This window comes from Bifidobacterium sp. ESL0704 (genome assembly GCF_029392075.1).
In the GTDB taxonomy this organism is placed as follows: Bacteria; Actinomycetota; Actinomycetes; order Actinomycetales; family Bifidobacteriaceae; genus Bifidobacterium.
In genome coordinates this window covers 2,283,812-2,307,485 of record NZ_CP113929.1, presented here as the reverse complement: position 1 = coordinate 2,307,485, position 23,674 = coordinate 2,283,812, and the positions used below count along the sequence as shown (strand labels likewise).

Annotated in this window: 13 protein-coding genes and 1 pseudogene; 6 read left to right on the top strand and 8 right to left on the bottom strand. The window is 60.4% G+C overall.

The genetic code is table 11. The annotated features are described in order from the left end of the window. The first annotated feature begins 184 nt into the window (after positions 1-184). Positions 185-1,126 (top strand): aldo/keto reductase, encoded by a 942-nt coding sequence (locus OZX64_RS08515; protein WP_277172726.1) that lies wholly within the window; start codon positions 185-187, stop codon positions 1,124-1,126. A 262-nt stretch (positions 1,127-1,388) separates the two neighbouring features. Then, positions 1,389-1,655 carry a hypothetical protein gene (locus tag OZX64_RS08510; RefSeq protein WP_277156500.1) on the top strand — a complete coding sequence of 89 codons (267 nt, stop codon included), beginning with the start codon at positions 1,389-1,391 and terminating at the stop codon, positions 1,653-1,655. 717 nt (positions 1,656-2,372) lie between these two features. Here OZX64_RS08510 and OZX64_RS08505 read toward each other — a convergent pair. Both OZX64_RS08505 and OZX64_RS08500 read right to left on the bottom strand, forming a co-directional pair. Beyond that, the gene (locus tag OZX64_RS08505; protein ID WP_277172723.1) at positions 2,373-3,164 is read right to left on the bottom strand and encodes a nitroreductase family protein; all 792 of its coding nucleotides are present in this window, start codon (positions 3,162-3,164) and stop codon (positions 2,373-2,375) included. Between the two features lie 461 nt (positions 3,165-3,625). Then, positions 3,626-4,354, bottom strand: coding sequence for a DUF4235 domain-containing protein (locus OZX64_RS08500; protein WP_277172721.1), 729 nt, complete (start codon positions 4,352-4,354; stop codon positions 3,626-3,628). Positions 4,355-4,635: 281 nt separating this feature from the next. Between OZX64_RS08500 and OZX64_RS08495 the strand changes: the two genes are divergently transcribed. Further along, positions 4,636-5,334 (top strand): histidine phosphatase family protein, encoded by a 699-nt coding sequence (locus OZX64_RS08495; RefSeq protein WP_277172719.1) that lies wholly within the window; start codon positions 4,636-4,638, stop codon positions 5,332-5,334. Between the two features lie 132 nt (positions 5,335-5,466). Here OZX64_RS08495 and OZX64_RS08490 read toward each other — a convergent pair whose 3' ends face one another. The 5 genes from OZX64_RS08490 to OZX64_RS08470 form a co-directional block, all read right to left on the bottom strand. Further along, the gene (locus tag OZX64_RS08490; RefSeq protein ID WP_277172716.1) at positions 5,467-7,251 is read right to left on the bottom strand and encodes a glycoside hydrolase family 13 protein; all 1,785 of its coding nucleotides are present in this window, start codon (positions 7,249-7,251) and stop codon (positions 5,467-5,469) included. Between the two features lie 255 nt (positions 7,252-7,506). Beyond that, the gene (locus OZX64_RS08485; RefSeq protein WP_277172714.1) at positions 7,507-8,535 is read right to left on the bottom strand and encodes a LacI family DNA-binding transcriptional regulator; all 1,029 of its coding nucleotides are present in this window, start codon (positions 8,533-8,535) and stop codon (positions 7,507-7,509) included. 324 nt (positions 8,536-8,859) lie between these two features. Continuing rightward, positions 8,860-9,693 (bottom strand): alpha/beta hydrolase, encoded by an 834-nt coding sequence (locus OZX64_RS08480; RefSeq protein ID WP_277172711.1) that lies wholly within the window; start codon positions 9,691-9,693, stop codon positions 8,860-8,862. A 445-nt stretch (positions 9,694-10,138) separates the two neighbouring features. Next, positions 10,139-14,182: an immunoglobulin-like domain-containing protein gene (locus OZX64_RS08475; RefSeq protein WP_277172708.1), complete on the bottom strand. Its 4,044-nt coding sequence runs from the start codon at positions 14,180-14,182 to the stop codon at positions 10,139-10,141. A 179-nt stretch (positions 14,183-14,361) separates the two neighbouring features. Further along, positions 14,362-18,486 (bottom strand): bacterial Ig-like domain-containing protein, encoded by a 4,125-nt coding sequence (locus OZX64_RS08470; RefSeq protein ID WP_277172705.1) that lies wholly within the window; start codon positions 18,484-18,486, stop codon positions 14,362-14,364. Between the two features lie 489 nt (positions 18,487-18,975). Between OZX64_RS08470 and OZX64_RS08465 the strand changes: the two genes are divergently transcribed. The 3 genes from OZX64_RS08465 (at position 18,976) to gndA (ending at position 22,784) form a co-directional block, all read left to right on the top strand. Continuing rightward, positions 18,976-19,443, top strand: a complete 468-nt coding sequence (locus OZX64_RS08465; RefSeq protein WP_277172702.1) for a hypothetical protein — start codon at positions 18,976-18,978, stop codon at positions 19,441-19,443. Between the two features lie 208 nt (positions 19,444-19,651). Continuing rightward, entirely contained in the window at positions 19,652-20,497 is an 846-nt protein-coding gene (locus OZX64_RS08460; protein WP_277172699.1) for a tyrosine-protein phosphatase, read from the top strand. Between the two features lie 826 nt (positions 20,498-21,323). Then, entirely contained in the window at positions 21,324-22,784 is a 1,461-nt protein-coding gene (gene gndA, locus OZX64_RS08455; RefSeq protein WP_277156476.1) for an NADP-dependent phosphogluconate dehydrogenase, read from the top strand. A gap of 579 nt (positions 22,785-23,363) precedes the next feature. Here gndA and OZX64_RS08450 read toward each other — a convergent pair. Next, positions 23,364-23,597 (bottom strand): annotated as a pseudogene (locus OZX64_RS08450) (6-phosphogluconolactonase); the annotation flags it as partial. Between the last annotated feature and the right edge of the window lie 77 nt (positions 23,598-23,674).

The window sequence follows — 23,674 nt, the reverse complement described above, 5'->3', positions numbered from 1 at the left end:
TGTGGTGTCGTGCTGGAAGGTGGCGAGGTAGCGACGTCGTACTGCGAGGTTGCGGCAGGGATGTCGCTCTGATAGGACGCCGCAGGAAATGTTGCGCCTCGCGAAAAGTGAGCGTCCGCGTCTCAGACACTTCACGCTCTTGCCCTAGACTGGAAGCTGATGTACCCACCAAGGAAGGTCATTTATGAAATATAGTGAGCTAGGAACGTCGGGCATGAATGCCTCGTGCACCGCTCTCGGCGTGATGCGGATGAACTCTAAAACAGCAGAGGAATCGGCGCAAATCGTGCGTACGGCGTTGGATGGCGGCGTGAATTTCTTCGATACCGCGGATTGCTATACGCACGGCGAAAGTAGCCGACACTTCGGGCAGGCCTTGCAGGACCTCAAGGTCGACCGCAGCAAGATCTACGTGCAGACCAAGGTCGGCATCCATCGCGACACGGATAGCGACGACCAGGCCAACCGCTACGACTTCACCAAGCAGTACCTCGTCGATCAGGTTAACAGCGAGCTGAAGAATCTGCAGACCGATTACGTCGATTCGGTGCTGCTGCACCGTCCGGACCAGCTGATGGAACTGGAGCAGATTGCCGAGGCGTTCGACGAGTTGCAGAACTCCGGTAAGGTGCGTCATTTCGGCGTCAGCAATTTCAGCCCGATGCAGGTCGAGATGCTGCAGAGCGGCCTCGATCAGAAGCTCGAGGTCAACCAGCTGCAGTTCGGTTTGGGCCACACCGGCATGGTGCGTCAGGAGATGCACGTCAACATGACCGATGCGCCGAGCGTCGACCATGACGGCGGGCTTATCAGCTACTCGCGTTTGCGCCACATGACCATCCAGGCGTGGAGCCCCTTCCAGTTCGGCTTCTTCGAGGGCGTCTTCATCGACAATCCGAAGTTCCCGGAACTCAACGAGGTGATGCAGCGCGTGGCCGATGCGCACGGCGTGACCAAGAACGCGATTGCCGTGGCGTGGATTCTGCGTCATCCCGCGCATATGCAGGTGTTGCTCGGTTCGATGACGCCGAGCCGTCTGACCGAGATGGTGGCCGGGGCCGATGTCGAGCTGAGCGCGCAGGAGTGGTACGATCTCTACTTCGCCGCCGGCAACGATCTGCCGTAAATCGCTGATTCAACATATTCATGCTGGTAAACTGCATCTGGCTTCGGCTCAGGTGCAGTTTACCAGCATTTTGTATCTATGCGCGTCGCGGATGCTGGTAAACGGACTTTGATTGTTGGTTATATGCGGTTTTCCAGCAGCATAGTATCTGCGTGAATCGGCTTATGGTGCGGTTCCACGGTCGTTCAGCTGGCTGTAATCCCGCGGCGGACGGTCTGAGCGCTTTCAGATTGCTGTAATCCCGCATTGCTAGGGTGGATACGTGCACTACTTCACGCCGAAACGTTGCGCCAGCTCGCGCAAGATCATCTACCACGACAAGGCCCAGGCCGAGCGCGCAGCTCGTCAGGCTTTTATCGAGCGTGATGCCGAGCTGTGGGTGTATCGATGCGAGTTCTGCGGTGGCTGGCACTTGACTCATCACGATCCCAAAGAGGAACAGTTCTTGCGTGGTGTCAGCGCGCAAGCTGCCGCGCGACGTGCGAAGCCTCATTCGCGCAAGCGTGGTTTCAAGCCGCGGCGGCGCTAAGACAGGGTCCGGCTGCGGGCAGGCTTGGCGCTGTTGCCGATTTGCCTGACTCGCTGAGGCCTATATGCCCATTGGGTGGCGTCGTAATTGCTCCGTTATGGGGCGTTGTTGGCGTTTTTGTGTCGCGTTTGGCGCGTTTGGCGTCTCGTTTCCTCCGCTATCGTGCTCTGCTGGAGGTTTCGTGACGCAGATGGGACGATTGGCGTCGTGTTTGCTCCGTTATCGTGTTCTGCTGGCGCTTTTGCGACGCCAACAAGCCATTTAGCGTCTGATTTCCTCCGTTATCGTGCCCTGTTGGAGGTTTCGTGACGCGATTGGCGTGTTTGGCGTCGCGTTTTCTCCGCTATCAGGCGTTGCTGGCGCTTTTGCGACGCAGGTGGGGCAGTGGAAGGTGTGAGTGGAGTGGTTCCAGGTCGTGTTGTCTTCGTCGACGTGCTTTGTTGGCGCTTTTGTGACGCGATTGGCGTGTTTGGCGTCGCGTTTTCTCCGCTATCAGGCGTTGCTGGCGCTTTTGTGTCGTAGATGGGCCGTTTGGCGTCGTGTTTGCTCCGCTATCGTGTTCTGCTGGCGCTTTTGCGACGCCAACAAGCCATTTAGCGTCTGATTTCCTCCGCTATCGTGCTCTGCTGGAGGTTTCGTGACGCGAATGGGACGATTAGCGTCGCAAAAGCTCCAGCAGAGCGATTGGCTTGGTAGCAAGTACGATCGGCCTAGGCGTCAGCGGTCGAAGCGGAAGTGCTGGTCTTCGGCTACTGGAACTACCGAGCGGCTGAAGACGCCGCGGTCGACCGAGTTGTTGGCGATCTGGTCGCTGAAGGCGTCGACGGGGCGGTCGGTGTTGCGCAAATCGTAATACTCGTGGACGGTGTTGTCGAAGGCATCGAGCCCGTGGAGCAGTTGCGCGTCATCGGCAGGGTAGCGGTCGACGAAGAACTGGTCGTCACGCTCCATGCGTGGCTTCAGCGCAGGCGACTGGTCGGGCTTGCCGATAGCGAGGCCGAGCACCGGGTAGGTGAATTCCGGCAGGTGCAGCAGCTCGATGAGCTTGCGCGGGTTGTTCAGGACGGAGCCGAGGATCACGCAGCCCAGATCCAGCGAGTAGGCGGCCGTCTCCATGGCGTGCAGCGCGAGAACCGCGTCGTTCTGCGCCTGGGAGAAGCGGTAGCTGGAGTTCAAGGTGAATTCGTCGGCGTGCACGTCGACGCCCTTGCGCTCGGCGATGGCGGCGTTGCGATGCTCGTCGGCGACAAAGAGGTAGAGCAACGGGGCTTCGGCCACGTAGGTCTGGTGGCAGATCTCGGCGATGGCGTCCTTGATGGCCTGATCCTCAACGCGGATGGCCGACCAATCCTGCAGATACTGGCTTGATGCCGCGTGCTGCGCCACGATTTCCAGCGTCGCAACGGTTTGCTCGTCGATGGCATCCGACTTGAACTTGCGGATGGAACGGCGGTTGAGCAGCGTTGTGATGGTTTCGTTGGTGCGTAGGTTATGTTGAGATTCGTTCATAGCCATATTCTCGCAGAACCGGTGCGGAACATGCCGGTGATTTTTCGCTCTGAGTAAGACGGCGGGTGTGATTTGGGCCTATGCCGGAATAGGAGACGCAGATGTCGTGTTTGGCATGAACCATGCGAGCAAGCATGTAAAAGCGTCCATTGGTGGGTATCGGCAGGCAAGCGGTGCGGGAATATGGGAATATTGGAATATTATGGATGGTATCTATCGGCTTTGGCCATCGCATTGTGGTGCCGTCCGATGTGTGTCCGGCGTCGCAACGCGACCGGCCGCAGAAGGTTGTGCCAACCCGACAGAATTTCCCGGTTGCGAGCCATTAATATGCGAAAAGTGGTGCTGACGGCAGGCATAGAGGGTTTATTTGATGAGCTCGTGCGGGATGGCCATATCAAGGCTGTTGAGATCGTTCGTTCGCTTCGGCATTCAGATAGGCTCGTGCCCGATTCGGGCCGTTACTTTCCGCTGCGACGGTTCTGGCGGCGGGTGACCAGCGCATTCGACCCACGCGTGCTCAATGAGGAGATGACGGAACCGAACGCGGCTGAAGCTGCGGCGAAAATGATGCTGGCGATAAGCCCCTGTTGCTGGCTGTCTTCGGTAATGCCGCCCGTCGACCTGCGGCGGTTGGTCACTTGGCTGTCCCAAACGGCTTTGAATATCTTGCCGGCCAGCGCCCCCAAGGCGGTTGGCAAAACGATTTTGACGATTTTGTCGCCCAAGGTGTCTGGGTCTTGCAAACGGTTCTGACGCATGGTTTCTACTTTCTGGTCGACGTGTTGGAGGGTTTCGACGATGCGGTCGGCGGATGAGGCTGACGACGAGGTCGAAGTCGTCGGTGAAGATGAGGCTGACGACGAGGTCGAAGTCGTCGGTGAAGATGAGGCTGACGGCCGAGTTTCCGTCGCCGAGGTCTGGGCCGGAGAAGATGGCGCTTCAGCGGTGTGCAAGGCGTTATTGTCGTCGCGTATTCGGACTCCGATTCCGTCCGAATCGCCGAATTGTGCAGCGTCATCTGAAGCGTCGGCATCCGCAGGCGTGGAAGGCATGAAGGAACCCCATGCCGACGTATTGTCTGGCGCGCGATTGCCCGATTCGGCAGAAACGCCGGAGTGCTCCGCGCGTTCAGTGAGGGCTTCCTGGCCGGCTTCTTTCACTGCGGTTTTGCTGTGACGTGCATGCATGGTTCCATGATAGACGGCGCACTGTCCGTGGTTATTTTCTCTTGATTGTTGATTACAGTTTGAAGCGGCGCATCGTTTGGGCCTTTGAGGCCGGATACGACTCATTTCTACACTTTTGTTGCTTGTTGCTTGTTGCTTGTTGCTTTCCGCCTGCGGCCTACCGTTTTCCAACTTCCGGCTTGCGTAGGGAAGTGATGATGCAACCGACACGTTCGTCGAGGATGTCTGCGCAATGCCGCACCGTTGTGGACGAGACGCCCGGTCCGAGTTAGAGTTGCACTATGAGTGATTATCTTACTTCAGGCGAGGATGCCTCGAAACCTGGTTACTTGGTGTTGCTGCGTCACGGTCAGACCGCATGGAGTGTCAGCGGGCAATATACAGGGCGCACGGACGTGCCGTTGAACGCAGAGGGGCGGCGGCAGGCAATGGCCGGCGGAAAACGATTGCGCGAGGCTTTCCCGGACGGTTTCGGGCGTGGGCATATTTTTTCGAGTCCGTTGCATCGTGCAAGCGAGACCGCACAATTGGCGGGTTATTCGGATTTCGAAACGCTTGACGATCTCGAAGAATGGGATTATGGCCCGGCAGAGGGACGTCGGCGTGAGGAAGTCGGCTCGGCGATCGGACACGATTGGTGCGTGTGGGAAGAGGGGCCGGAAACGTTGCCTGCGCAATTGCAGGGTGATTGGGTCTGCACACTGCCTGACGGCGAGAAAATCGATGTCCACAGCGGCATCGGCGAGACGGTGGATGAGGGTGCTGCCCGTGCCCGGCGCGTGATTGAACGGGTGACGCCGCTGATCCTCGCCGGCCACAACGTCCTGCTCGTCGCGCACGCCCATATCCTGCGTGTGCTCACCACTCAGTGGCTGCACGTCGATCCGCGAGCTGGCCGTCTCCTGCGTTTCGATACCGCCCACTATTCGCAGCTCGGCTACTACAAAAACGACCCCGTCATCGTGCGCTGGAACGTGTGAGACGAATAAACGGATGACTTACGTTCGGAACTTGTTGCGTTGGGCTCTTACGTTTCGAACGGAATCGCAAAGTGCCTGAACCATTGTGAATTTTGGGTTCAGGCACTTTGCGATTCGCATAATCGGTCAGTTTTACTCGTCCAGCAACAGCCAGGCGCTCGCGTCCTGCGGGAGCTTGCCGTCGGCGTCGAGCGGTGCCGAGGTCAGCAGGGTCTTGCCGTTCGGCAGAGCCACAGGAGCCACCCCGAAATTGGTGACGCTGACGAATGTTGCATCCGCTTTATCGCCTGCGGCCGTGGACGGGCGTGAGTAGGCGATGACGTCGTGGCCTATGTCCAGCATCGTGATGGCATCGTGGTTGCCGGTGGCGGTGAGCAGCTGCGCGCGGTTCTTGAGTATCTCGCGGTAGAAGTTCAGCATGCTCTGCGGGTCGGCCGCTTCCTTGTCGGCGGCGAAATCCTTGAACCAAAGCGGTTGCGGCAGGTGCGGCTCGGCGCTCGCGCTGCCGTCGGCCTTTTTGGCCGGAGAGAAGCCGAACGAGGCGCCCTCACCGAAAGCCCCGTCCTCGCTCCAGCTGGCGGGCTTCGGCTCGTCGCCGGCAATCCATGGCAGCGGGACGCGGCAGCCGTCGCGGCCCTTGTCGCTGAAGTTGCGCGCGGTGCGGAACGGCGTCGGGTCCTCGAGGCGGTCCCATGGGATGTTCGGCACCTCGAAGAGGCCGAGTTCCTCGCCTTGGTAGATGTAGACGGATCCGGGCAGGCCGAATTCCATCATCGCGGCGGCGCGTGCGCGGCGGGTGCCGAGCTCGCGGTCCTCGATGTAGGTTTTGCCGTCGCGCAGCAGCCAATCGGTGGCGATCTGATGCTGGCCGTTCGCCTTGACTTGCGGCAGGCCATAGCGGGAGGCGTTGCGCGGGATGTCGTGGTTGCTCATCACCCATGTCGAGGTGGACCCGCCGCTCTGTGCCGCGGATTCGAGGCCTTCGGTGATGGCGGTGCGCATCTCGTCGACGTCCCAGTTGGCCTTGGCGAACTCGAAGTTGAAGACCTGGCCGAGCTCGTCGGGGGAGGCGTAGAGATGCTGGTGCTCGGGAACGACCCAGGCCTCGCCGACGGCGAAACGCGGCGGGTTGTACTCGTTGAAGACCTGGCGCCATTCCTTGTAGATCTCATGGACTTCCGGCCTGTCCCACATGGGGTTCTTGCCGTCGTGGTTGACGTTGTTTTCCACGCTGTATTCGCGGCCGAGCTCTTCCAGCGATTTGCTGTCGAAGTCCTTGGCCAGCCCGTGTGCCACGTCGATGCGGAATCCGTCGACGCCGTGGTCGCTCCAGAAACGGAAGGTCTGCTTGAATTCCTCGTGGATGTCCGGGTTCTTCCAGTTGACGTCGGGCTGCTCGGCGGCGAAGATGTGGAAATACCACTGGCCGTCGTCGACCTGCTGCCAGGACGGGCCTCCGAAGAGCGACTGCCAGTCGTTCGGCGGCAATTCGCCGTTCTTGCCGCGGCCTTCGCGGAAGATGTAGCGGTCGCGTGCGGCGCTGCCGCGTCCGGCCTTGAGCGCCTCCTTGAAGAAGCGGTGCTTGTCGGAGGTGTGGTTCGGCACGATGTCGACGATGACTTTGATACCGGCCTTGTGCGCCGTGGCGACCATGTTGTCGAAATCGCTCATGGTGCCCAGGCGCGGGTCGACGTTGCGGTAGTCGATGACGTCATAGCCGCCGTCGGCGAGCTCGGAGGGGTAGAACGGCGAAAGCCAGATCGCGTCGACGCCCAGCGTCTTCAAATACCCCATTTTCTCGGTGATGCCTGCGATGTCGCCCAATCCGTCGCCGTTGACATCCTTGAAGCTGCGTGGATAGACCTGATAGACGACGGCCTGCTTCCACCAGTCGGCGCGTGTGTTGTTGGCGGTCATTGGATTCCCTCCTTGGATGGCTAGAATGCAGCTGATAACGTAGGTGCGTTTGTCTTATGACAACGTTAACAAATCAATCATACGAATATGTGTAAAACTAGTGTACCCTGATTTTATTTATAAAGAAAGCCGGTATTAGAAAATGTTTTCATAGCGTATTGTGACGTACGCTGGTATAGGAAGCGTGAAGTGACGGCTTTTTCGGGCAGGCGTCTCAGGGCCGATAAAAGTTGTGTTGGCTGAGTTGCCTGCGTCTCACGATGTCGTGACGTCTTTGACGGGCGCGGTGGAATGGCGGAACACGATCTGCGTATCCAACGTTTCGTGACTTGGGTTTACGGGCTTTTTATCGAGCAGGTCCAAGGTCCGTTGCGCGATGGCCGCCCCCATCTGCGTAGGGTCCTGATGGACCGTGGTCAAGCCGATTTGTCGCGCGGAATCGAGGTCGTCGAATCCCGTTACGGAAATGTCCTCGGGAATTCGATAGCCGAACTGTTGCAGCCTGGTGACGAGGGGAACCGCCAGCGAGTCCTGCTGGCAGCAGATGGCCGTCGGCATGTGATCGCGGTCGAAAAGCCGCGTCAGTGCGTTGTCGACGATGTTCTCGTCGTCCGGAATGAGGATGACGGATGGATCGATCCCCCTCTCCTCGCAGGCCCGCTGGAACCCTTTGCTCCGTTCGTTGGCGCTGAAACGCAAGGTTCCGACGTTTTCGGGCTTTGAAGGGAAGGCGATGAACACGATATCGCGGTGGCCCATGGCGATGAGATGGCGGGTCATCAGGTGCATCGCCTTTTCGTCGTCGATCGAGATGGAAAGCGAGAACGCGTCTTGGGGCATGGCGTTGATGCCGACGATGGGGATGCCCATGCTGTGCAGACGCGAGGCCTCCTGCCGGCTGATGTCGAACGAGGCGACCACGACCGCGTCCACGTTGCGCCTGATGGGCAGGTTTTCGAAGAACGCGCGGCGGGTGTCGCTGGTGACGATATGCGAGAAGGTGATGTCGTAACCTGCCGGGTGAAAGACGGAGTCGAGGCCTTCGTACATGTGCGCGTTGAACCAGGTGGACGAGCGGTCGTTGATCAGCAGGGCGATGCGGTAGGTGCGTCCGGCTTGGAAGACGGAAGCCGAGCGCGAAATGGAGAAGTCCAGTTCGTTGGCCGCGTCCATGACTTTGTTCCGTGTTTTTGCGGCTACGAGATCCGGATGCTTGAACGTACGCGATACCGTCGCTATGGACACTCCGGCTCGTTTCGCCACATCTTCGATATTGTTTCGCATGGTTGCGCCTTTACTGCGGATAATCAATAGAGATATCTCTATTGACTGTTGAATGGGTCAAGCCAGTGCAGGATTGACGGTTCTGCCTGTTGCGCGCGGGGCATGGTCACGGGTGGCCGTATTTTGCAAGGAGGCGAATTCGGTCTCTGCTGAGCGTCCCCATCCTCCTTGAAACAGCGCATGCCTCATCGTGCATGGGCACGATCGATTTCATCGTAGCACAGGAAGCATTGAATGCGAATGTTTACAGTGATGGTGCCGCTTGCGTGAAGGCCGGTTTCGAGTGCTGGGACAGCAAGCGTTTTTGTTCCCGGCTATCGGCGATTATTCCGCTTCCCCGAAATGACGCTTGAGCCAGTTGATAAACAGCGGCAACCACTGTTGCACGCCCTCGTCGACACCAGCCGGATCGCCGGCTCCTGCCACGTCGGCGTTCGCCAGCGAGAGGCCGTGGTGGCCGGTGGGGAAGAAGTGGGCCTCGACGTCCGCTCCGGCGTGCACGCAGGCGGCGAACGTCATTTCCGCACCCTCAACGGGCACCAGTTCGTCGGGCACGGTGTGCCAGATGAAAGTCGGCGGGGTCTTGGCGTCGATATGCTTGTCGATCGAGACCTCCTCAAGCAGCGCCGGATCGCTCTTGCAATCGGCTCCAAGCAGTTTGTCGAAGCTGTCGCGGTGGGCGTACTTGCCGGAAGTGGTCACGGCATAGCCGAGCATCAGCCCGTTCGGCCGCACCTCGTCCGGGTCATAGCCGTGCGCGCGCATGGTCTCGTCGCCTGCGGTGGTGGCGAGATTGCCGGCGAGATGCCCGCCAGCGGAGAATCCGGCGACGATGATGGCGTCGGGCTTGATATGCCAGGCTTCGGCGTTGCCTCGCAGCAGTTTCATGGCTTCTGCGGCTTCGAGCAGTGCGGTGGGATAGACGGATGGGGCGCAGGAATAGCGCAGGATGGCCGCGTTGTAGCCGGCAGCTAGAACCTTGAGCGCAATGGGCTCGGCTTCGCGCTCGCTGGTAAACACGTATCCTCCGCCGGGGATGACGAGCACGGTGGGGCGCCGACGTTGCGGATTCATTTCCTCGCTGTTGTCGATGGAATAGACGGTGAGTTCGGCTTTGCTGCCGTCAATGCCGTCGATGGTTTTGTTGATATACTGCATGATCTTCACCCTTTGTAGTGTCACGTCTTTGTTGATATTGCTCCGCGTCGGAACGTGAGATGTCTAATTCATGATTATTGTTCCATCACCAGACCGTTCCCGCCCATTATGGAGGTATCGGTGAGGGGATAAGCGGCGCTCGCCGTTGCCATCTAGTGGCATGAATGAGGCTGCTGATTGCTCAACATGATGCAATCAGCAGCCTCATTTTCATCGGGTTGCTAGGCGCGGCGATTGCTGGCCGCTGGTGCGCGCCTCGATGCGAATCATTTGCATTGTGCGTTCCCGCACCTTGTCATCCAGCCGCCTACCCGCCAAAATCAGTTCGGAATCAGCTTGGAATCGGTGGGAATGCGACTGGATGCGGCTGGGCCGGCCACATACCCGCAGGGATTGGTCTTGTTTCTGCGGGAATGCGGCCGAATGTGCCTGGGATGCGTGTGGTTCAGCTCCTTTTGTGCAGGGCGAGGGCCGCCGTGATGGCCGACGCCATGCAGAGCGCCGTCATCATTGCGGCTGCGACCGCGGATGCTGTGCTTCCGGTCTTTGCGAGGTTGGAAGTGTGGCCATTCGCCGTCCCGTGAGCGCCGTTGGTCGGATCCTTCGGCTTGTTGTTGCCGTTGGAAGGTGACTCGGGCTTGTTGCCGCTGGGGCTGTTGCCGGGGTTGTTGCCGCCGTTGTTGATCGCCGGAGAGACGGTGACCTTTCTGGTGGCTGTGGCCGTGGCGCCGGCGGAATCGGTGACCGTGTAGGTCAGGGTGTACACGCCCGCATGCGAGGTGTCGACCGTGCCCGAAACCTGGATGCGCGAGGTCAGGTCACCGTCTTCCGCGTCACTGGCGCTCACTCCGGCCTTGGCGTTGAATATGGTCCCGAAGGCCACCGTCGTGTCTCTCGCGCCGGAGATCACCGGGGCATGGTTGCTATTCGCCGGTGGTGTCGGAGTAGTGCCCTTTGGCGCCTCGGTCGCCGCGATCCAGCTGAGTACCGGTCCGGTGCCGGTGTCGGAGGTGAGCGTGAACGTCACCAGCTGGTCGCGCTCGCCGCTGATGTTGATTTCACCGGTGGCAATGGTCTGCGCGTTGTTGACGGTCACCGTGGCGAAGGGCTGCGGGTCGGATTGGGTTCCGACGATGGCGGTGCGAGCGTTCGCCTTGCCTGTCTGCTGCACATCAGCGGTCTGGTAGGTGATGGTCGTCGGACGGGTCTGCCACCACCAGTCGTGCATGCCGATCGAGACCGTATGCTTGCCGGGCGACAGGGTGAGCGCGTATGAAAGCGTGTCCTTGGTGCCGTCTTTGCCCGCGTAGATGCCGTAGTCGAAGGGGTTCGTCGAGTCCGAATTGCGTTGCGCATAATTCGTCGAGGCGTTGCCCCAAGTCGTGCCGGCGCTGGCGTCGAAGACCTGGTCGGGTTTGCTGTTGAGCAGCGTCTCGTCGTTGGAGGCCATCGTCTTGACGGTGGATTGGTAACTGGCCGAAGGGTTCTGCGAGCCCGTGTCACCGCCGTCGACGTCGATGAAGTATTCGAGGTTCTCCGGAATCTTCTCGACGCTTGCCACGGCCGGAAGCGATGTGCCGTCTACGATGCCCTGAACGGTCTGGGGTGTGTAGATCGGCATATTCGCGCTATCGACGTTCTGCCAGGTTACGGGCTTGCTTTCCGAGCTGCCGTCGCCCTTGTTGACGGTCACTTGTTTGGGTAGCGTTGGTGCTTTGCCGTCGAAGAAGGAGATGATGCCGGGCTCGGGCGTGACCGAGACGATTTGGTCGGGCTCCACCTTGCTCACGCTGATCCAGCTGAGCACCGGGTCTCCGCCTCCGGTCGACTTGGTCGAGAAGAGTACGGTGGCCGCCTCGCTGAGCGTGAATTGCTGCGCGTCGGTGGCGTTGCCGCTGCCGGTCGGCACGATCGTGGTCTGGGCCAGCTGCTTGTTGGCGGTGGCATCGGAGACGGTGAAGACCGTCTGGCGCTTGTTGCTCCACCATTCCTTGTAGCCTGCCTGGGCGGTGTAGGTGCCGGCGGGCAGGTCGGCCTTGTAGTCGATCGTCTTGCCGGCCTTGGCCCAGTAACCGGTCGCGTAGATATCGGTGCTGTCAGTCTCGTATTTGTCGACGTCCGTGCCGTTGCCGGATCCCACGGAACTGGAGATGCCCCAGCCGCCGGCCGAATAGGCCTGGTCGCTGTGCTGCGCGTTGGTGCCTAGAAGCGTCGCGTGCCGTTTCAGTTCGGTGTAGTACGCGGATTCATGGCTCGGGTCGCTGCCGGCGTCCATGAAGAGCACGGTGCTCTTGGGGTACACGGAGACGGTGAAGCTGATCCGTGCGTTGTTGAGGCTCGTAAGCTTGCCGGTCACGGTCACCGCGCCGGTGGGCTGGTCAGGGCCGAAATACGGATCCCAGGCCACTGGTGTGTTGGTCGTGGTCTCGCTACCACCCAGTTTGACGTCGAGCGTGTTGGGCAGGCCGCTCATCAGCTCGCTCATCGATCCGGTGCTCGTCGGCAGTTGGGTCTGCACGTCGACTGCCTGATAGTTGGGCAGCTCGCTGGTCTTCCAGTCCGCCGCGGGCAATACCTGCACTTTGCCGTTGACCATACGCATGGGGGTCATCACATAGCGCGATTGGCTGATGTCGGCGCCGGTGTCCGGGTTGAACCAACGATCGCCCCAGTAAAGGAAGATGCCCTTGGATTCGTCGTAGGGGATCACCGAGCTCGACTGCGTGTAGAACGAGTTCGTATGGCTCTGCTCGTAGCCGCTGCCGTCGATGAACGGGGTGCCCGCCTCGTGGTAGGGCCCGAGGATGTTGTCGCCGGAGCTGACGGTGTACTTGTTCTCGTTGGGCGCCCAACCGGTGGTCTCCGAATAGATGATGTAGTACTTGCCGTTCCACTTGAACGGTGCGGGGGACTCCTTGCTGTTCGTGGCCGCGATGTTGTAGGTGTCGCCGGCGGCGACGTCGGTGCCCTTCTGCTGCTGGGCGACGGGCTTGGCCAGCTTGGTGTAGGTCTTGTCGAGCAGCGAGATCGTCAGGTCGCGGTTCTCGTTGCTGGAGTAGATGAGGTAGGCGTCGTCGGCCCCGTCATGGTTGAGGTCCTTGCCCTTGTCGATGTAGAGGTTCATATCGCGGGCCATGCCGGGGTTGCCGGCGTTGTTGCCCGGGCTCATGCGGAAGGAACCGAGGTACTTGTAAGGCCCTGCGGGGTTGGAGGTCGTCGAGATGGCGACGCCCGCCTTGGCCTTGGAGTAGGTGGCCGTATCCTCGTTGCCGTACTTCGGCCCGTCGGAGTGGAACCAGATGACCCAGCGGCCGGTGGCCTGGTTATACGCCATCTTCGGCCGCTCGAACACCGCGCTCGTCTGGGTGGGGTTGGTGCCGGTGCCCTTGAGCGCCTTCAAGTCCCACAGCAGCTTGTCGAGCGCCTGCTGGGCGTTGGAGATGTTGTAGTTGGAGGCGTCGTTGGCGAAGGCCGAGAAGTCGGAGCCGTAGATGTTGGTGTAGTCGGGGTCGCTTTCCATGTTTGCGACGTTGTAATAACGCTGGTAGGTCGCGTCCGCGCCGTTCTTCTTGTTCGCCAGGTCGGCGTCACCCAGATAGGTCTGGAAGCCCAAGCCTTTGTCGACCCAGTTGTAGAGGTCGTCGGAATAGTAGATGCGCACGCCGTGGGCCACCAGTCGGTCCGTCTTGTCCTCGCCGCACATCACGTAGACGCTGCCGTCGCCGTTGGCATCGATCGACCGGTCCGCCGGGGCCAGCAGCGAGGTCTTCACCCTCTGGATGCCGGTGCCGTGGGCCTGGATGAGCGAGCCGTTGTTGTCGAAGATACGGGCGCCGTTCGTGCCGGTGACGCCGGTGTAATGGTAGATGAAGCGCACGGCATCGAAGGCGTTCTGCAACGCGGTCGCCGCTTGCGTGATGTCATTCTGGGTGGCGCTCGCGTTGTCGATCACCTGCTGGGCGGAGGTGCGGGCGGCGTTGAGCTTGTTCACGTCGCTGGCATTGGGTGTGGCCTTGTCGTAGAGAGCCGTGCTGTTGCTCGCATGACCTCCCGAAGTCAGCGGTTGCAGCTTTTCCTTGGTGGTCGCCGCCAGCAACGCGGTGAGGCCGGACTTGTCCGTCACTGCTTTGGTCGTGACGGATTGTGGCTTGGCCGACGATGCCGGTGATGTGGATGATTGTGTTTTTGCAGCGGACGAAGTGGTCTTGCCCGCTGTGGCGGCCGGCTGTGCCGAAGTGACGGAAGAGGCGTCAGCGTTTGCCGATGTTGAGGTGCCTGCAGCCAAGACTGGGCTATTGGCCGTGCTCTGCTGCCCTTGCTGGGCGGCCGACGGTTGTGGAACGGCTGCTGAGGATGAGGTGGCTGCGGGCGATATCGTGGGCGGTTGCGCCGTCTGCGGTTCGGCGGCCGATGCCGCTGGCAGTATCAGCGAACCGCAGAGCGCCGTTGTCGCCAGCGCGCCAATGAAAACTGTGGAATGGAATTTCATATCGATTCCTTAATGGTTCAAAAACGATAGAGAGGACGGCCGCCCAATTTAGGGAGCCGTCCATGAATAACCGAGACCCGCGCCGGTGTGGGTGAAGCGAAATTGCAAAAAGACGTGAGTCTCGAAAGGATGGTCGTGCCGGTCGACGTGTCAGTCAGATCGACACGGCCATATGGTGGTCAGGCTTGGCGGCGACGCAACGCCATCGCCAGCGCACCGGCGGCAAGCGCGACCAAGGCGAGGACCGTGGGGGCCACGATGGCGGCACCGGTCTTGCTCAGTTCGGCCTTGCCCTTGTTCTTGCCGTTTTGCGCCGTGGTGCCGGGCTTGCCAGGCTTGCCGGAAGTGCCGGGTGTGCCTGCGTTGGCGGGGTTCGCCTTCACATGGACCGTGAACGCGCTGCTCACGCCGCGGTAGGAGACGGTGACCGACTTGTCGCCGGCGCTTGCCGAATCGAATCCGGTGATGGACAGCTGCGGGTCGTCAAGCGCGATGGCCTTGGTGTGCTCGCTGCGCTCGAGGTCGGTGTAGACCGCCATGACGGTCATGCCGGTCGTGTCGAACTGCTCGCCGATGCGGTACTGCGTCTTGGTGGGGGCGGTCACGCGAAGGCTGCTCAGTTGCGCCGTCGGGGTGAACGTGACGGTGGTGTTCTGGGTGGTCGTGCCGTCGGCGGCGACGGTGGTGATGACCGCCTTGCCGCCCAGGCTCGCGTTTTGCGCATCCTGGGCCTGCTCCCACTTCACCGAAAGCTCCGCGTCGTTGTCTGTGGCGTAGGCCTGCAGCGTCGGGTTGCCTTCAGTGTCGAACGGAAGCCTGACCTCGTAGGCGGTCTTCGAGGGGCTGAAGCCGTCGATCTGCTTGCCATCGAGGCGCAGGTCGCCGAGCGTCGCGTCGCTGGACGGGGAGGCGACCACCTTCTTCTCGAAGATGCGCACCTCCGAGACCTTGGCGTAGTAGTTGGCGTCGTCGCGGTAGTTGAGCTTCAGGCGGATGCCTGCGGTCGCGGGCAGTGAGCTGATGTCCACCTTGGTGGTGTCGCCGCGGTTGTTGCCGTTGGTCTGCGCGGTGATGCTGGAATCGACCCACGCGTCATTGGCGGCGTTGCGGTACTGCACGCTGAAGCTCTTTGGTGTCGCCTCGCCGAAGGAGACGAATTCCAGAGAGTTCAACTGCCGCGCGGTGTCGAAGGTGTAGCTCAGCCACGGATCGGTGTCGGTGGCCGGCTGCTTCCAATTCGACCATGCGTGATCATCGGTCTTGCCGTCGCAGGTGTTGGACACCGAATATGATCCTTCTGTCGACGAGGCTTGGGCGTTGGTGCAGAACTTGGCGGCTAGGTTGTCGCCGTTCGTGTTCTGCGGTGCGGTGACGTAGATGGTCAGCACGGCGGGGATCGTCGCCTGTGCGCCGTCACTCGCGGTGCCGGTCACATGCTTCGTACCGATGGCGGTGAAATCGCTGTCGGCCAGGCTGCCCCATTGCCATTGCGCGGCCGTGGCGAATTCGGGGGAGTCGCCGACGTGCGCGTTCACGGTTGCCGGGGCCTTCGCCTTGACGTCAGCGAGCGTGCTGCCCTTGACGACGGTGATGGATGCCGGATCGGTGACCGTGAACTTGCCCACGTAGACCGTGGCTTTCACCGCCAGGGTGTTGCCGTAGATGTCGGTGGCCTGTCCGTTGACGGAGTAGGTACCCGCCTTTGCGACCTGACCAGCCAGCGACGAGGTGTCCCACGTGGCGCTCGCCGGTTGGCCGGTGCCCCAGGTGTAGTACGGGGTGACGGTGGCCGGCATGGTCGGCATGGTGCCGACTGGCGTCTGCACCTTGACGGGCTTGATGCCGGTGGCGACGACGTCGCGGATCGACCAGGCCTGGTTGGTGCCGCCGTTGGAGATGTACGTGCCGACCGATGAGCCCGCGGCCGTCTTCTGCCCGCCGACTTCAAGCGCCTGTTGCGCCCCGGCGTTCACGAGGCTGTAGTGCTCGCCGTCCTCGGTGTTGAGTGTCCAGATGGCGTTCTTGTCGCTCTTGGCTGATGCCACATTCCCTGCGGCGAACTTGCCGTCGTTCTTGAGGATCTTGGTGCCGTCGGCGGAGGAGATGACGTAACGGTGCAGCGTCGGACGTGCCGGATCGGCGGCGACCTCGTGGAACGCGAAGATCTGCGCCTTCGCCTTGGCGGTGGTGTCCGCAGCGTCCTCGATGGTCAGCGAGCCGTTGTCTGCGGCCTGCAGGTTGCGGTTGGAGCCTTGGCCCACCAGCTGGTAGGACTGCCCGTCGTTCAGCGCCACGTTCTTGGCGACGCCGGTGACGCCGTTGAGCTGGATCGAGGCGATGGACTTCGCGGGGATGGTCACCGTCGCGGTCTTCGCGTTGCGGTCGATGCTCACCGCGTCGGCGGATTGGGCCACGTTGCTGTACTGGTTCATGTAGTCCAGCGTGGCGGCGTACTTGTCATCCTTGGAGGCGGGAGCCGTGGTCAGGAAGAGCTTGCCGGAGGCATTGGCTGCGATGTCGCCATACTTGGACAGGTCGATGACGAGCTTCTCGTCGTTCGAGCCGTTGTTGCGGTGGATCACGGTCTGCGTCTTGCCGTCGGCCGAGGTGGCGGTCAGGTTGTTCGCGGTGGCGTTGTTGGCGATGATCTGGTCGCCGCGGTGGATGAACTTGGTGTAGGCGCGCACGGCGTTGTACTTGGAGTTCACGACCACCGAGCAGGCCTTGATGCCGTTGGTGCTGCCGCCGTTGTTGTCCACGTCGCGCTCGGAGTAGAGCTTGCCGTCGGGGCCGGCCACGTTGCAGTCGAAGTCGATCAGCACGGTGCCCCAATTGGTGTTCTCGCCCTTGGGGTTGGCGGTGTGGCCGTTGATGTCCGTGTCGCCGGTCGACATGTTGTAGAGGTCCTCCACGACCTGCCAGAAGGTGAAGTCGTCGGATTGCAGCGCGTAGATGTCGTTGTTGATCTTGCCGGCCATGCCCAGGCCGTTGTCGAAGCCGTACGGGTTGAAGCCGCCGCCCTGCCAGGAGCCGTCAACCTCGCTCATCGACAGGCGCTTGCTGTCGCTCTGCGCGATGTCGCGGGCCACACGCTGCCGGTTGGTGCCGTAGGAATGGGTGTTGTACTGGCCGATGGCGTTGCGTACGTCCTGCGAATACTGGTTGTACGAATCCACGAATTGACCGGAATCGGTGGCGTCCGTGGCCGAGACTTTGACGTCCTTCTGACCGTCGGCCTTAAGCGCCGAGGCGAGGGCGAGCATGGTGGTCTGGGCGACGTCGTTGTCGACGTGCATGCCTTCCTGCGGCTTCTTCACCGCGGTGGAGTACGGGGTCTTGCTCTGGTCCTTGCCCGCGGCCGCGTAGTAGCGGTTCCAATAGCGCTGGATGAGCTGGGCGTCGGCGCTGGTTCCGGCGGAATGGGCGCTCGCCATATCGCTTGGGGTGCCCCAATAGCCGGTTTCCGACTCGTTGAGCGGCTCGACGGTGTTGACCTTGACCTTGTTGCCGTTCTCGGCTTGCAGCGTGTTCAGATGCTGCACGACCTTGGCCATGTACTGGGCGAATTTCTGGGGGTCCTTGAGGTTGTTGCTCGAGGAGTTCTGCCCGCCGGTGGCGTAACCGCTTTCGGTCATGAACCACGGCGCGGAATTGGCGAAGGCCTCCACGTCGGTGATGTCGCCGTTCTGCGCGCCGCGCTTGAGCCACCATTCCTGGGCCTGCACGTTCTTCGCGTCCTGTGAATCCTTGCTCTTGGCGCCCCAGACGTAGGAATCGTCGCTGTTGGCGTCGTACTTCGAGTCGAGCGCATTCTTGTCCGCCTGCTTGGTGCCGGTGCCGCCGTACAGGCCGAGGGAGCCGTCGGGGTCCTGGGCCCAGTAACCGGGCACCGCGGCGCCCTGGCGCATGAACGGGTAGCCGTAGGCGACATCCGAGGCGTTGCCGCCGCCGATGTTGTAACGGGCCATGTTCAGGTCGAGTCCGTCACGGCCGAAAATGCTCTGATAGAACTGTTCGCGCAGGTCCTTGCCATATTGCAGCGCCTGGGCGTCCTTCGCAGCGTCGCCGCTGGAATGTTTGATTGATCCCGGCTCACCGTAGTTGCCGGTGGCGTTTGCCAGCCAGGCCAATGATGTCCCCCAACCCTCAAACGGGCCATTGGCGAACCATGGATTAGGCGTCAGCGAGGTTATCGCCTCGCCGTCCCTTGTCGTTACGCTCGTGGAGGCCATCGCGGTTGTCGGCAGGATACTGCCCGCAATCAACGTCAGGCTGGCCACGGCTGCGGCTACTTTGCCTTTCATGGATTTGTCTTCTTTCTCTAATTCCTTCGTTGGATTAGCCGTTTCAATGTTTGCGTAAACATTAAAAGTAAGAACCATTATAGAAAAAATAATGATATTTGTCATCTTCGAAACAGCTTTATTTCAGTACTTTTATGCAATACGTATTATTCGACGCAGCAAATTGCCGCCATCGCGGTTGTCGTATGTCAAAGGTTAAAAAGGTAACGCAATCATTGTTCGATGCGCTATTGTGTGTTTTCGATAGGTAATTCCCATTGTTTTCGCTACGTTGCTTACGTTTTCCTGATACGCCGCTTTCTTCGTAGGTCCAGGTTTCCGGTGGCCGGGGTTTCTGGTGGCCGGGTTTCTGACGTCTCGGTTGTTGGCGGTTGGCGGTTGGTTGTTGGTTGTCTGCGGTTGGCTGTCTGCGGTTGGCGGTTGGCGGTTGGCCGGGATGTCGCTGGATGCGGCGGAGATGCGGCGGAGATGCGGTAGGGGTGCGGCTGGGTGCGGCTGGATGCGGCTGGATGCGGCTGGATGCGGCTGGGTGCGGCTGGATGCGGCTGGATGCGGCTGGATGCGGCTGGATGCGGCTGGATGCGGCTGGGTGCGGCTGGATGCGGCTGGATGCGGCTGGATGCGGCTGGACGTGGCTGGACGTGGATGGGATGCGGATGGGATGCGGCGGGATGCGGCTGGACGTGGCTGGACGTGGCTGGACGTGGCTGGACGTGGCTGGACGTGGCTGGACATGGCTGGACATGGCTGGATATGGCGGGATATGGCGGGATGCAGCAGGGATGCAGCAGGGATGCAGCGGGATATGGCAGGGATATGGCGGGATATGGCAGGATATGGCAGGATATGGCAGGATATGGCGGGATGCGGCGGGATATGGCAGGGATATGGCGGGATATGGCAGGATATGGCGGGATGCGGCGGGATATGGCAGGGATGCGGTTGGAATGTGCGTGAGCTCAGAAAAGAATAATGTAGTGACGACACGAAGCGACATGACTGGTGCGAACAGCGATGTCGTATTGTGCATTGCGAATTGCGCCGCCCTTGCTTCATATTATGACAACATTCAGGTAACGCTGAGGTTTGTCGATAAACTTGTTTCATTGTATTAATGACAGATTGACAGATTGATTGGGCCCGGGCCCACGAAAGCAGGAGTGTTATGACGAATCTGAAAGCGGATGATGCCGGCGATATTACGGGCGTGGTTTCCGACGGAGTTGCAGAGGGCACAGCCTATCTCGGCTACCGGCCTGTCGGCGACGGAGCCGGCGTCGAGATCGATGGCGTTCCGAACTCTCGTGGCATCGGCGGCTACCCGACGGCGGACGGGCACAAGTTGCGCGGCGGGCTGTTCTTCCGGACCGCTGGCCTCAATTTTTTGGGTGAGCACGGTATCGCTGATTTGCACCGGCTGAATGTCAAGGAAGTGGTGGATTTGCGCGATCCGCTTGAAATTGAGCAATGGCCGTATACGCTTCCCGATGACATCCACGTTGACCGCGTCCCGCTGCTGAAGACCACCATGACCGAGAACGGCGGCATGAAGAACATGGCCAAAGGCATCGATATGGCCGAGATGTACCACGATATCGTCTTCGGCTCGGCCGAGCAGATTGTGCTTATCCTGCGCAAGCTACTGAAGGATGACGGTCATCCGATGCTCATCCATTGCACCGCTGGCAAGGACCGCACCGGCATCACCGCGGGCATCCTGATGAGCTTGCTCGGCGTGAGCGACGACATGGTGGTTTCCTGCTATGCCCAGTCCGGAGCGAATCTCGGCGACGCATTCAAGAAAGCCGTGCTGAGCGGCCTGACCAGCGATGAAAAGGGCGTCGGCCAGATCACGGCTGCTCAGACCGCGATGCTCGCCTCGCCGCCGGAGCTGATGCGTGGCGTGCTCGCCGGCATCAAGAGCGAATACGGAGACGTGGAGCAATATTGCCTGCAAAACGGCATGAGCGCGGACGAAGTGACCGGCTTGCGCGCGTTGTTCGTGGAATAGGCGGATTCCGTCGGCATGCCGACGGCGGCCTTCTCAGTGCTGTAAGCGGAGGATTTACGACGCTAATTGGCTGTTGAGCGTCGCAAATCCTCCGTTAGCTATTTCTGCCGGCGCTTTTGTGACGTTAAGTGGCTGTTGAGCGTCGCGAATCCACCGGTAGGTCCTTGTGGTGGCGGATTTGTGACGCTAGTTGGTCGGTAGGCGTCGTGTTTCCTCCGGTAGGCGTCTGTGTTGGCGTTTTTGTGACGCAATCTGGTTGTTTTGCGTCACGAATCCTCCGGTAGGCGTCTGTGTTGGCGTTTTTGTGACGCTTGAGGATTGTCTAGTGTCGTGTTTTTCCGGTTGGTGCCTCTTGTGGCGCTTTTGCGACGCTAAAGTGGCTGCTGGGCGTCGCGAATCCTCCGGTAGGTCCTTGTGTTGGCGCTTTTGCGACGCAATCTGGTTGTTTTGCGTCGTGATTCCTCCGTTAGCTATTTCTGCCGGCGCTTTTGTGACGTTAAGTGGCTGATAAGCGTCGCAAATCCTCTGGTAGGTCCTTGTAGTGGCGCTTTTGCGACGCGCCGAGTGGTGGCGGCTTTGCGACGCTGGAAGCTGGGTAAGCCTGATTGCGGTGTGTTGCCAGGATTTGCTGCCGGTGACATATTGTAATGTGGCATATTCCACTTTCCGGGAATGCATATAGGCTTGGATGGAGATAGACTAAGGGAGTATGTTTCGGGCCTGGTAAAGTCCGGAAACATTAAAGCTTGGGCGGATGATATGGCAAGCCGACAGAACGGTTTCGGCCGTCACGCCGCTGAAGAAAAGTCAAGTTGAAAGGCTAACAATGACGGAAGCTGTAGCAAATATCGGAGTCGTCGGTCTGGCGGCAATGGGTTCGAACCTCGCAAGGAATCTCGCGCATCATGGCAACACCGTGGCGCTTTACAACCGCCATTATGAGCGTACCGAAAAGCTTATGAAGGATCATGGCGACGAAGGCAAGTTCGTTCCCGCTAAGACCATTGACGAGTTCGTGGCCTCCCTGACCAAGCCGCGTACGGCCATCATCCTGGTCAAGGCCGGCGCGCCGACCGACGCGATGATCGAGGCGCTCGCCGATGCCATGGATCCGGGCGACATCATCGTCGACGGCGGCAACGCCTACTTCAAAGACACCATCCGCCGTGAGAAGGAAATCCGCGCCCGCGGTCTGCACTTCGTCGGCTGCGGCGTTTCCGGTGGCGAGGAAGGCGCGCTGAACGGCCCGTCCATGATGCCCGGCGGCACTGATGAATCCTGGAAGACCCTCGGCCCGATCCTCAAGTCCATCGCGGCCAAGGCGGAAGGCGAGCCCTGCGTCACCCACATCGGCGAGAACGGCGCCGGCCACTTCGTCAAGATGGTGCACAATGGCATCGAGTACGCCGACATGCAGCTCATCGCCGAAAGCTACGACCTGATGCGTCGCGGCATGGGCATGACTCCCGACGAGATCGGCGACGTGTTCGAGTCTTGGGACAAGACCGAGCTCAATTCCTACCTCATCGAGATTACCGCCGACCTGCTGCACGAGAAGGACAAGAAGACCGGCAAGCCGCTGGTTGACATCATCGTCGACCAGGCCGGCATGAAGGGCACCGGCACTTGGACGGTCCAGACCGCCCTCGAGATCGGCACCCCGGTCACCGCGATTGCGGAAGGCGTGTTCGCCCGTGGCCTTTCCGACCAGACCGAACTGCGTGAAGGCGCCGCCAAGCAGAACCTGACCGGCCCTGACGGCAAGATTACGTTCGCAAACGACGACGAGCGCAAGGCCTTCATTGAAGACATCCGTCAGGCGCTCTACGCTTCCAAGATCGTCTCCTACGCCCAGGGCTTCCAGGAGATCAGCGACGGAGCCAAGCAGTACGACTGGAAGATCGATCTGGCCGCGGTTGCTCGCATCTGGCGCGGCGGCTGCATCATTCGTGCCCAGTTCCTCAACGTCGTTTCCGACGCGTTCGAGTCCGGCGAGGCCAATGTCTCGCTGCTCTTCGCCCCGTACTTCAAGAACGCCATCGAGAAGGCACAGGCTTCCTGGCGTCGCGTCGTCGGCAAGGCCGCGAGCTGCGGCATCCCCGCACCGGTCTTCTCGACCTCGCTTTCCTACTATGACGGCCTGCGCTCCAAGCGTCTGCCCGCCACCATCATCCAGGCCCAGCGTGATCTCTTCGGCGCGCACACCTACGGCCGCGTCGATGAGCCCGGCGTCTTCCACACCTTGTGGGCCGAGCCTGGTCGCCCGGAAGAAAAGATGAGCGACTGATTGGTTGGCTGTCGACGTTTGATCGTCTGATTTTCGTGGCTGAATGAGTATGTGGTCAGCTGCGAGAATCTGAATTATTCCGTCCTCTGTCGGATGCTGATAGTTTCGGTATCTGGCGGAGGACGGTTCTGTATTTGAAGGGTATGTTTGCTTCGTTTACGGGCGCAATGGCGCAAATATAGCGGTTAGTGCTGGTAAGCGGACTTTGGTGGTTGGTTATGTGCGGTTTGCCGGCATTGGGAGCGGTGGGGGTCTTGGTTGTGCTGGTGAACGGACTTTGGCGGTTTGTGACGTGCGGTTTGCCAGCATTGGGAACGGTGGGGGGTCTTGGTTGTGCTGGTGAACGGACTTTGGTGAGTGCTTATGTGCAGTTTGCCAGCACTGAAATCGTGAGGACCTTGGTTGTGCTGGTAAGCGGACTTTGGCGGTTGGTTATGTGCGGTTTGCCAGCACTGAAATCGTGAGGACCTTGATAAAACTGACGAAATCTTGAAATCGTTGAAATAAATATCGTTCGCCAACAACGATGGCGTGGTCGGGTCCAGAGATATTTTTTGAAACCGACCACGTTGACGAATGCTATAGTTTTGCGATTGCGTCGGGGGTGGTGAACCAGACGAATTCCTCGGTGCCGGTGGCGAAGCTGGCCGGGTAGTCGGGGTTGTTGGGCTGCGCGAAGACGGCGGCGGTGGCATCGGCCTTGCCGGCCCCGCATGTGAGCATCCAGGTGCGGCGGCTGCGGGCGAGCATCGGTGCGGTCATCGAGACGCGCAGCGGTGGCATCTTGGGAGAGTGGGTCACGCCTACGGCCAGCGGGTATGCGGGCGAATCAGCTACGGCGGTTTTCGTGGGAACGCCGTTTCTGACATTGGCATCGACGAGAGACGGGT

What these genes read in the sequence shown, in the direction of transcription:
- OZX64_RS08505 (WP_277172723.1), bottom strand. Translation starts at nt 3,164, where the DNA reads ATGAACGAATCTCAACATAACCTACGCACCAACGAAACCATCACAACG.
- OZX64_RS08475 (WP_277172708.1), bottom strand. Translation starts at nt 14,182, where the DNA reads ATGAAATTCCATTCCACAGTTTTCATTGGCGCGCTGGCGACAACGGCG.
- OZX64_RS08495 (WP_277172719.1), top strand. Translation starts at nt 4,636, where the DNA reads ATGAGTGATTATCTTACTTCAGGCGAGGATGCCTCGAAACCTGGTTAC.
- OZX64_RS08470 (WP_277172705.1), bottom strand. Translation starts at nt 18,486, where the DNA reads ATGAAAGGCAAAGTAGCCGCAGCCGTGGCCAGCCTGACGTTGATTGCG.
- OZX64_RS08480 (WP_277172711.1), bottom strand. Translation starts at nt 9,693, where the DNA reads ATGCAGTATATCAACAAAACCATCGACGGCATTGACGGCAGCAAAGCC.
- OZX64_RS08490 (WP_277172716.1), bottom strand. Translation starts at nt 7,251, where the DNA reads ATGACCGCCAACAACACACGCGCCGACTGGTGGAAGCAGGCCGTCGTC.
- OZX64_RS08460 (WP_277172699.1), top strand. Translation starts at nt 19,652, where the DNA reads ATGACGAATCTGAAAGCGGATGATGCCGGCGATATTACGGGCGTGGTT.
- OZX64_RS08500 (WP_277172721.1), bottom strand. Translation starts at nt 4,354, where the DNA reads ATGCATGCACGTCACAGCAAAACCGCAGTGAAAGAAGCCGGCCAGGAA.
- OZX64_RS08485 (WP_277172714.1), bottom strand. Translation starts at nt 8,535, where the DNA reads ATGCGAAACAATATCGAAGATGTGGCGAAACGAGCCGGAGTGTCCATA.
- gndA (WP_277156476.1), top strand. Translation starts at nt 21,324, where the DNA reads ATGACGGAAGCTGTAGCAAATATCGGAGTCGTCGGTCTGGCGGCAATG.
- OZX64_RS08515 (WP_277172726.1), top strand. Translation starts at nt 185, where the DNA reads ATGAAATATAGTGAGCTAGGAACGTCGGGCATGAATGCCTCGTGCACC.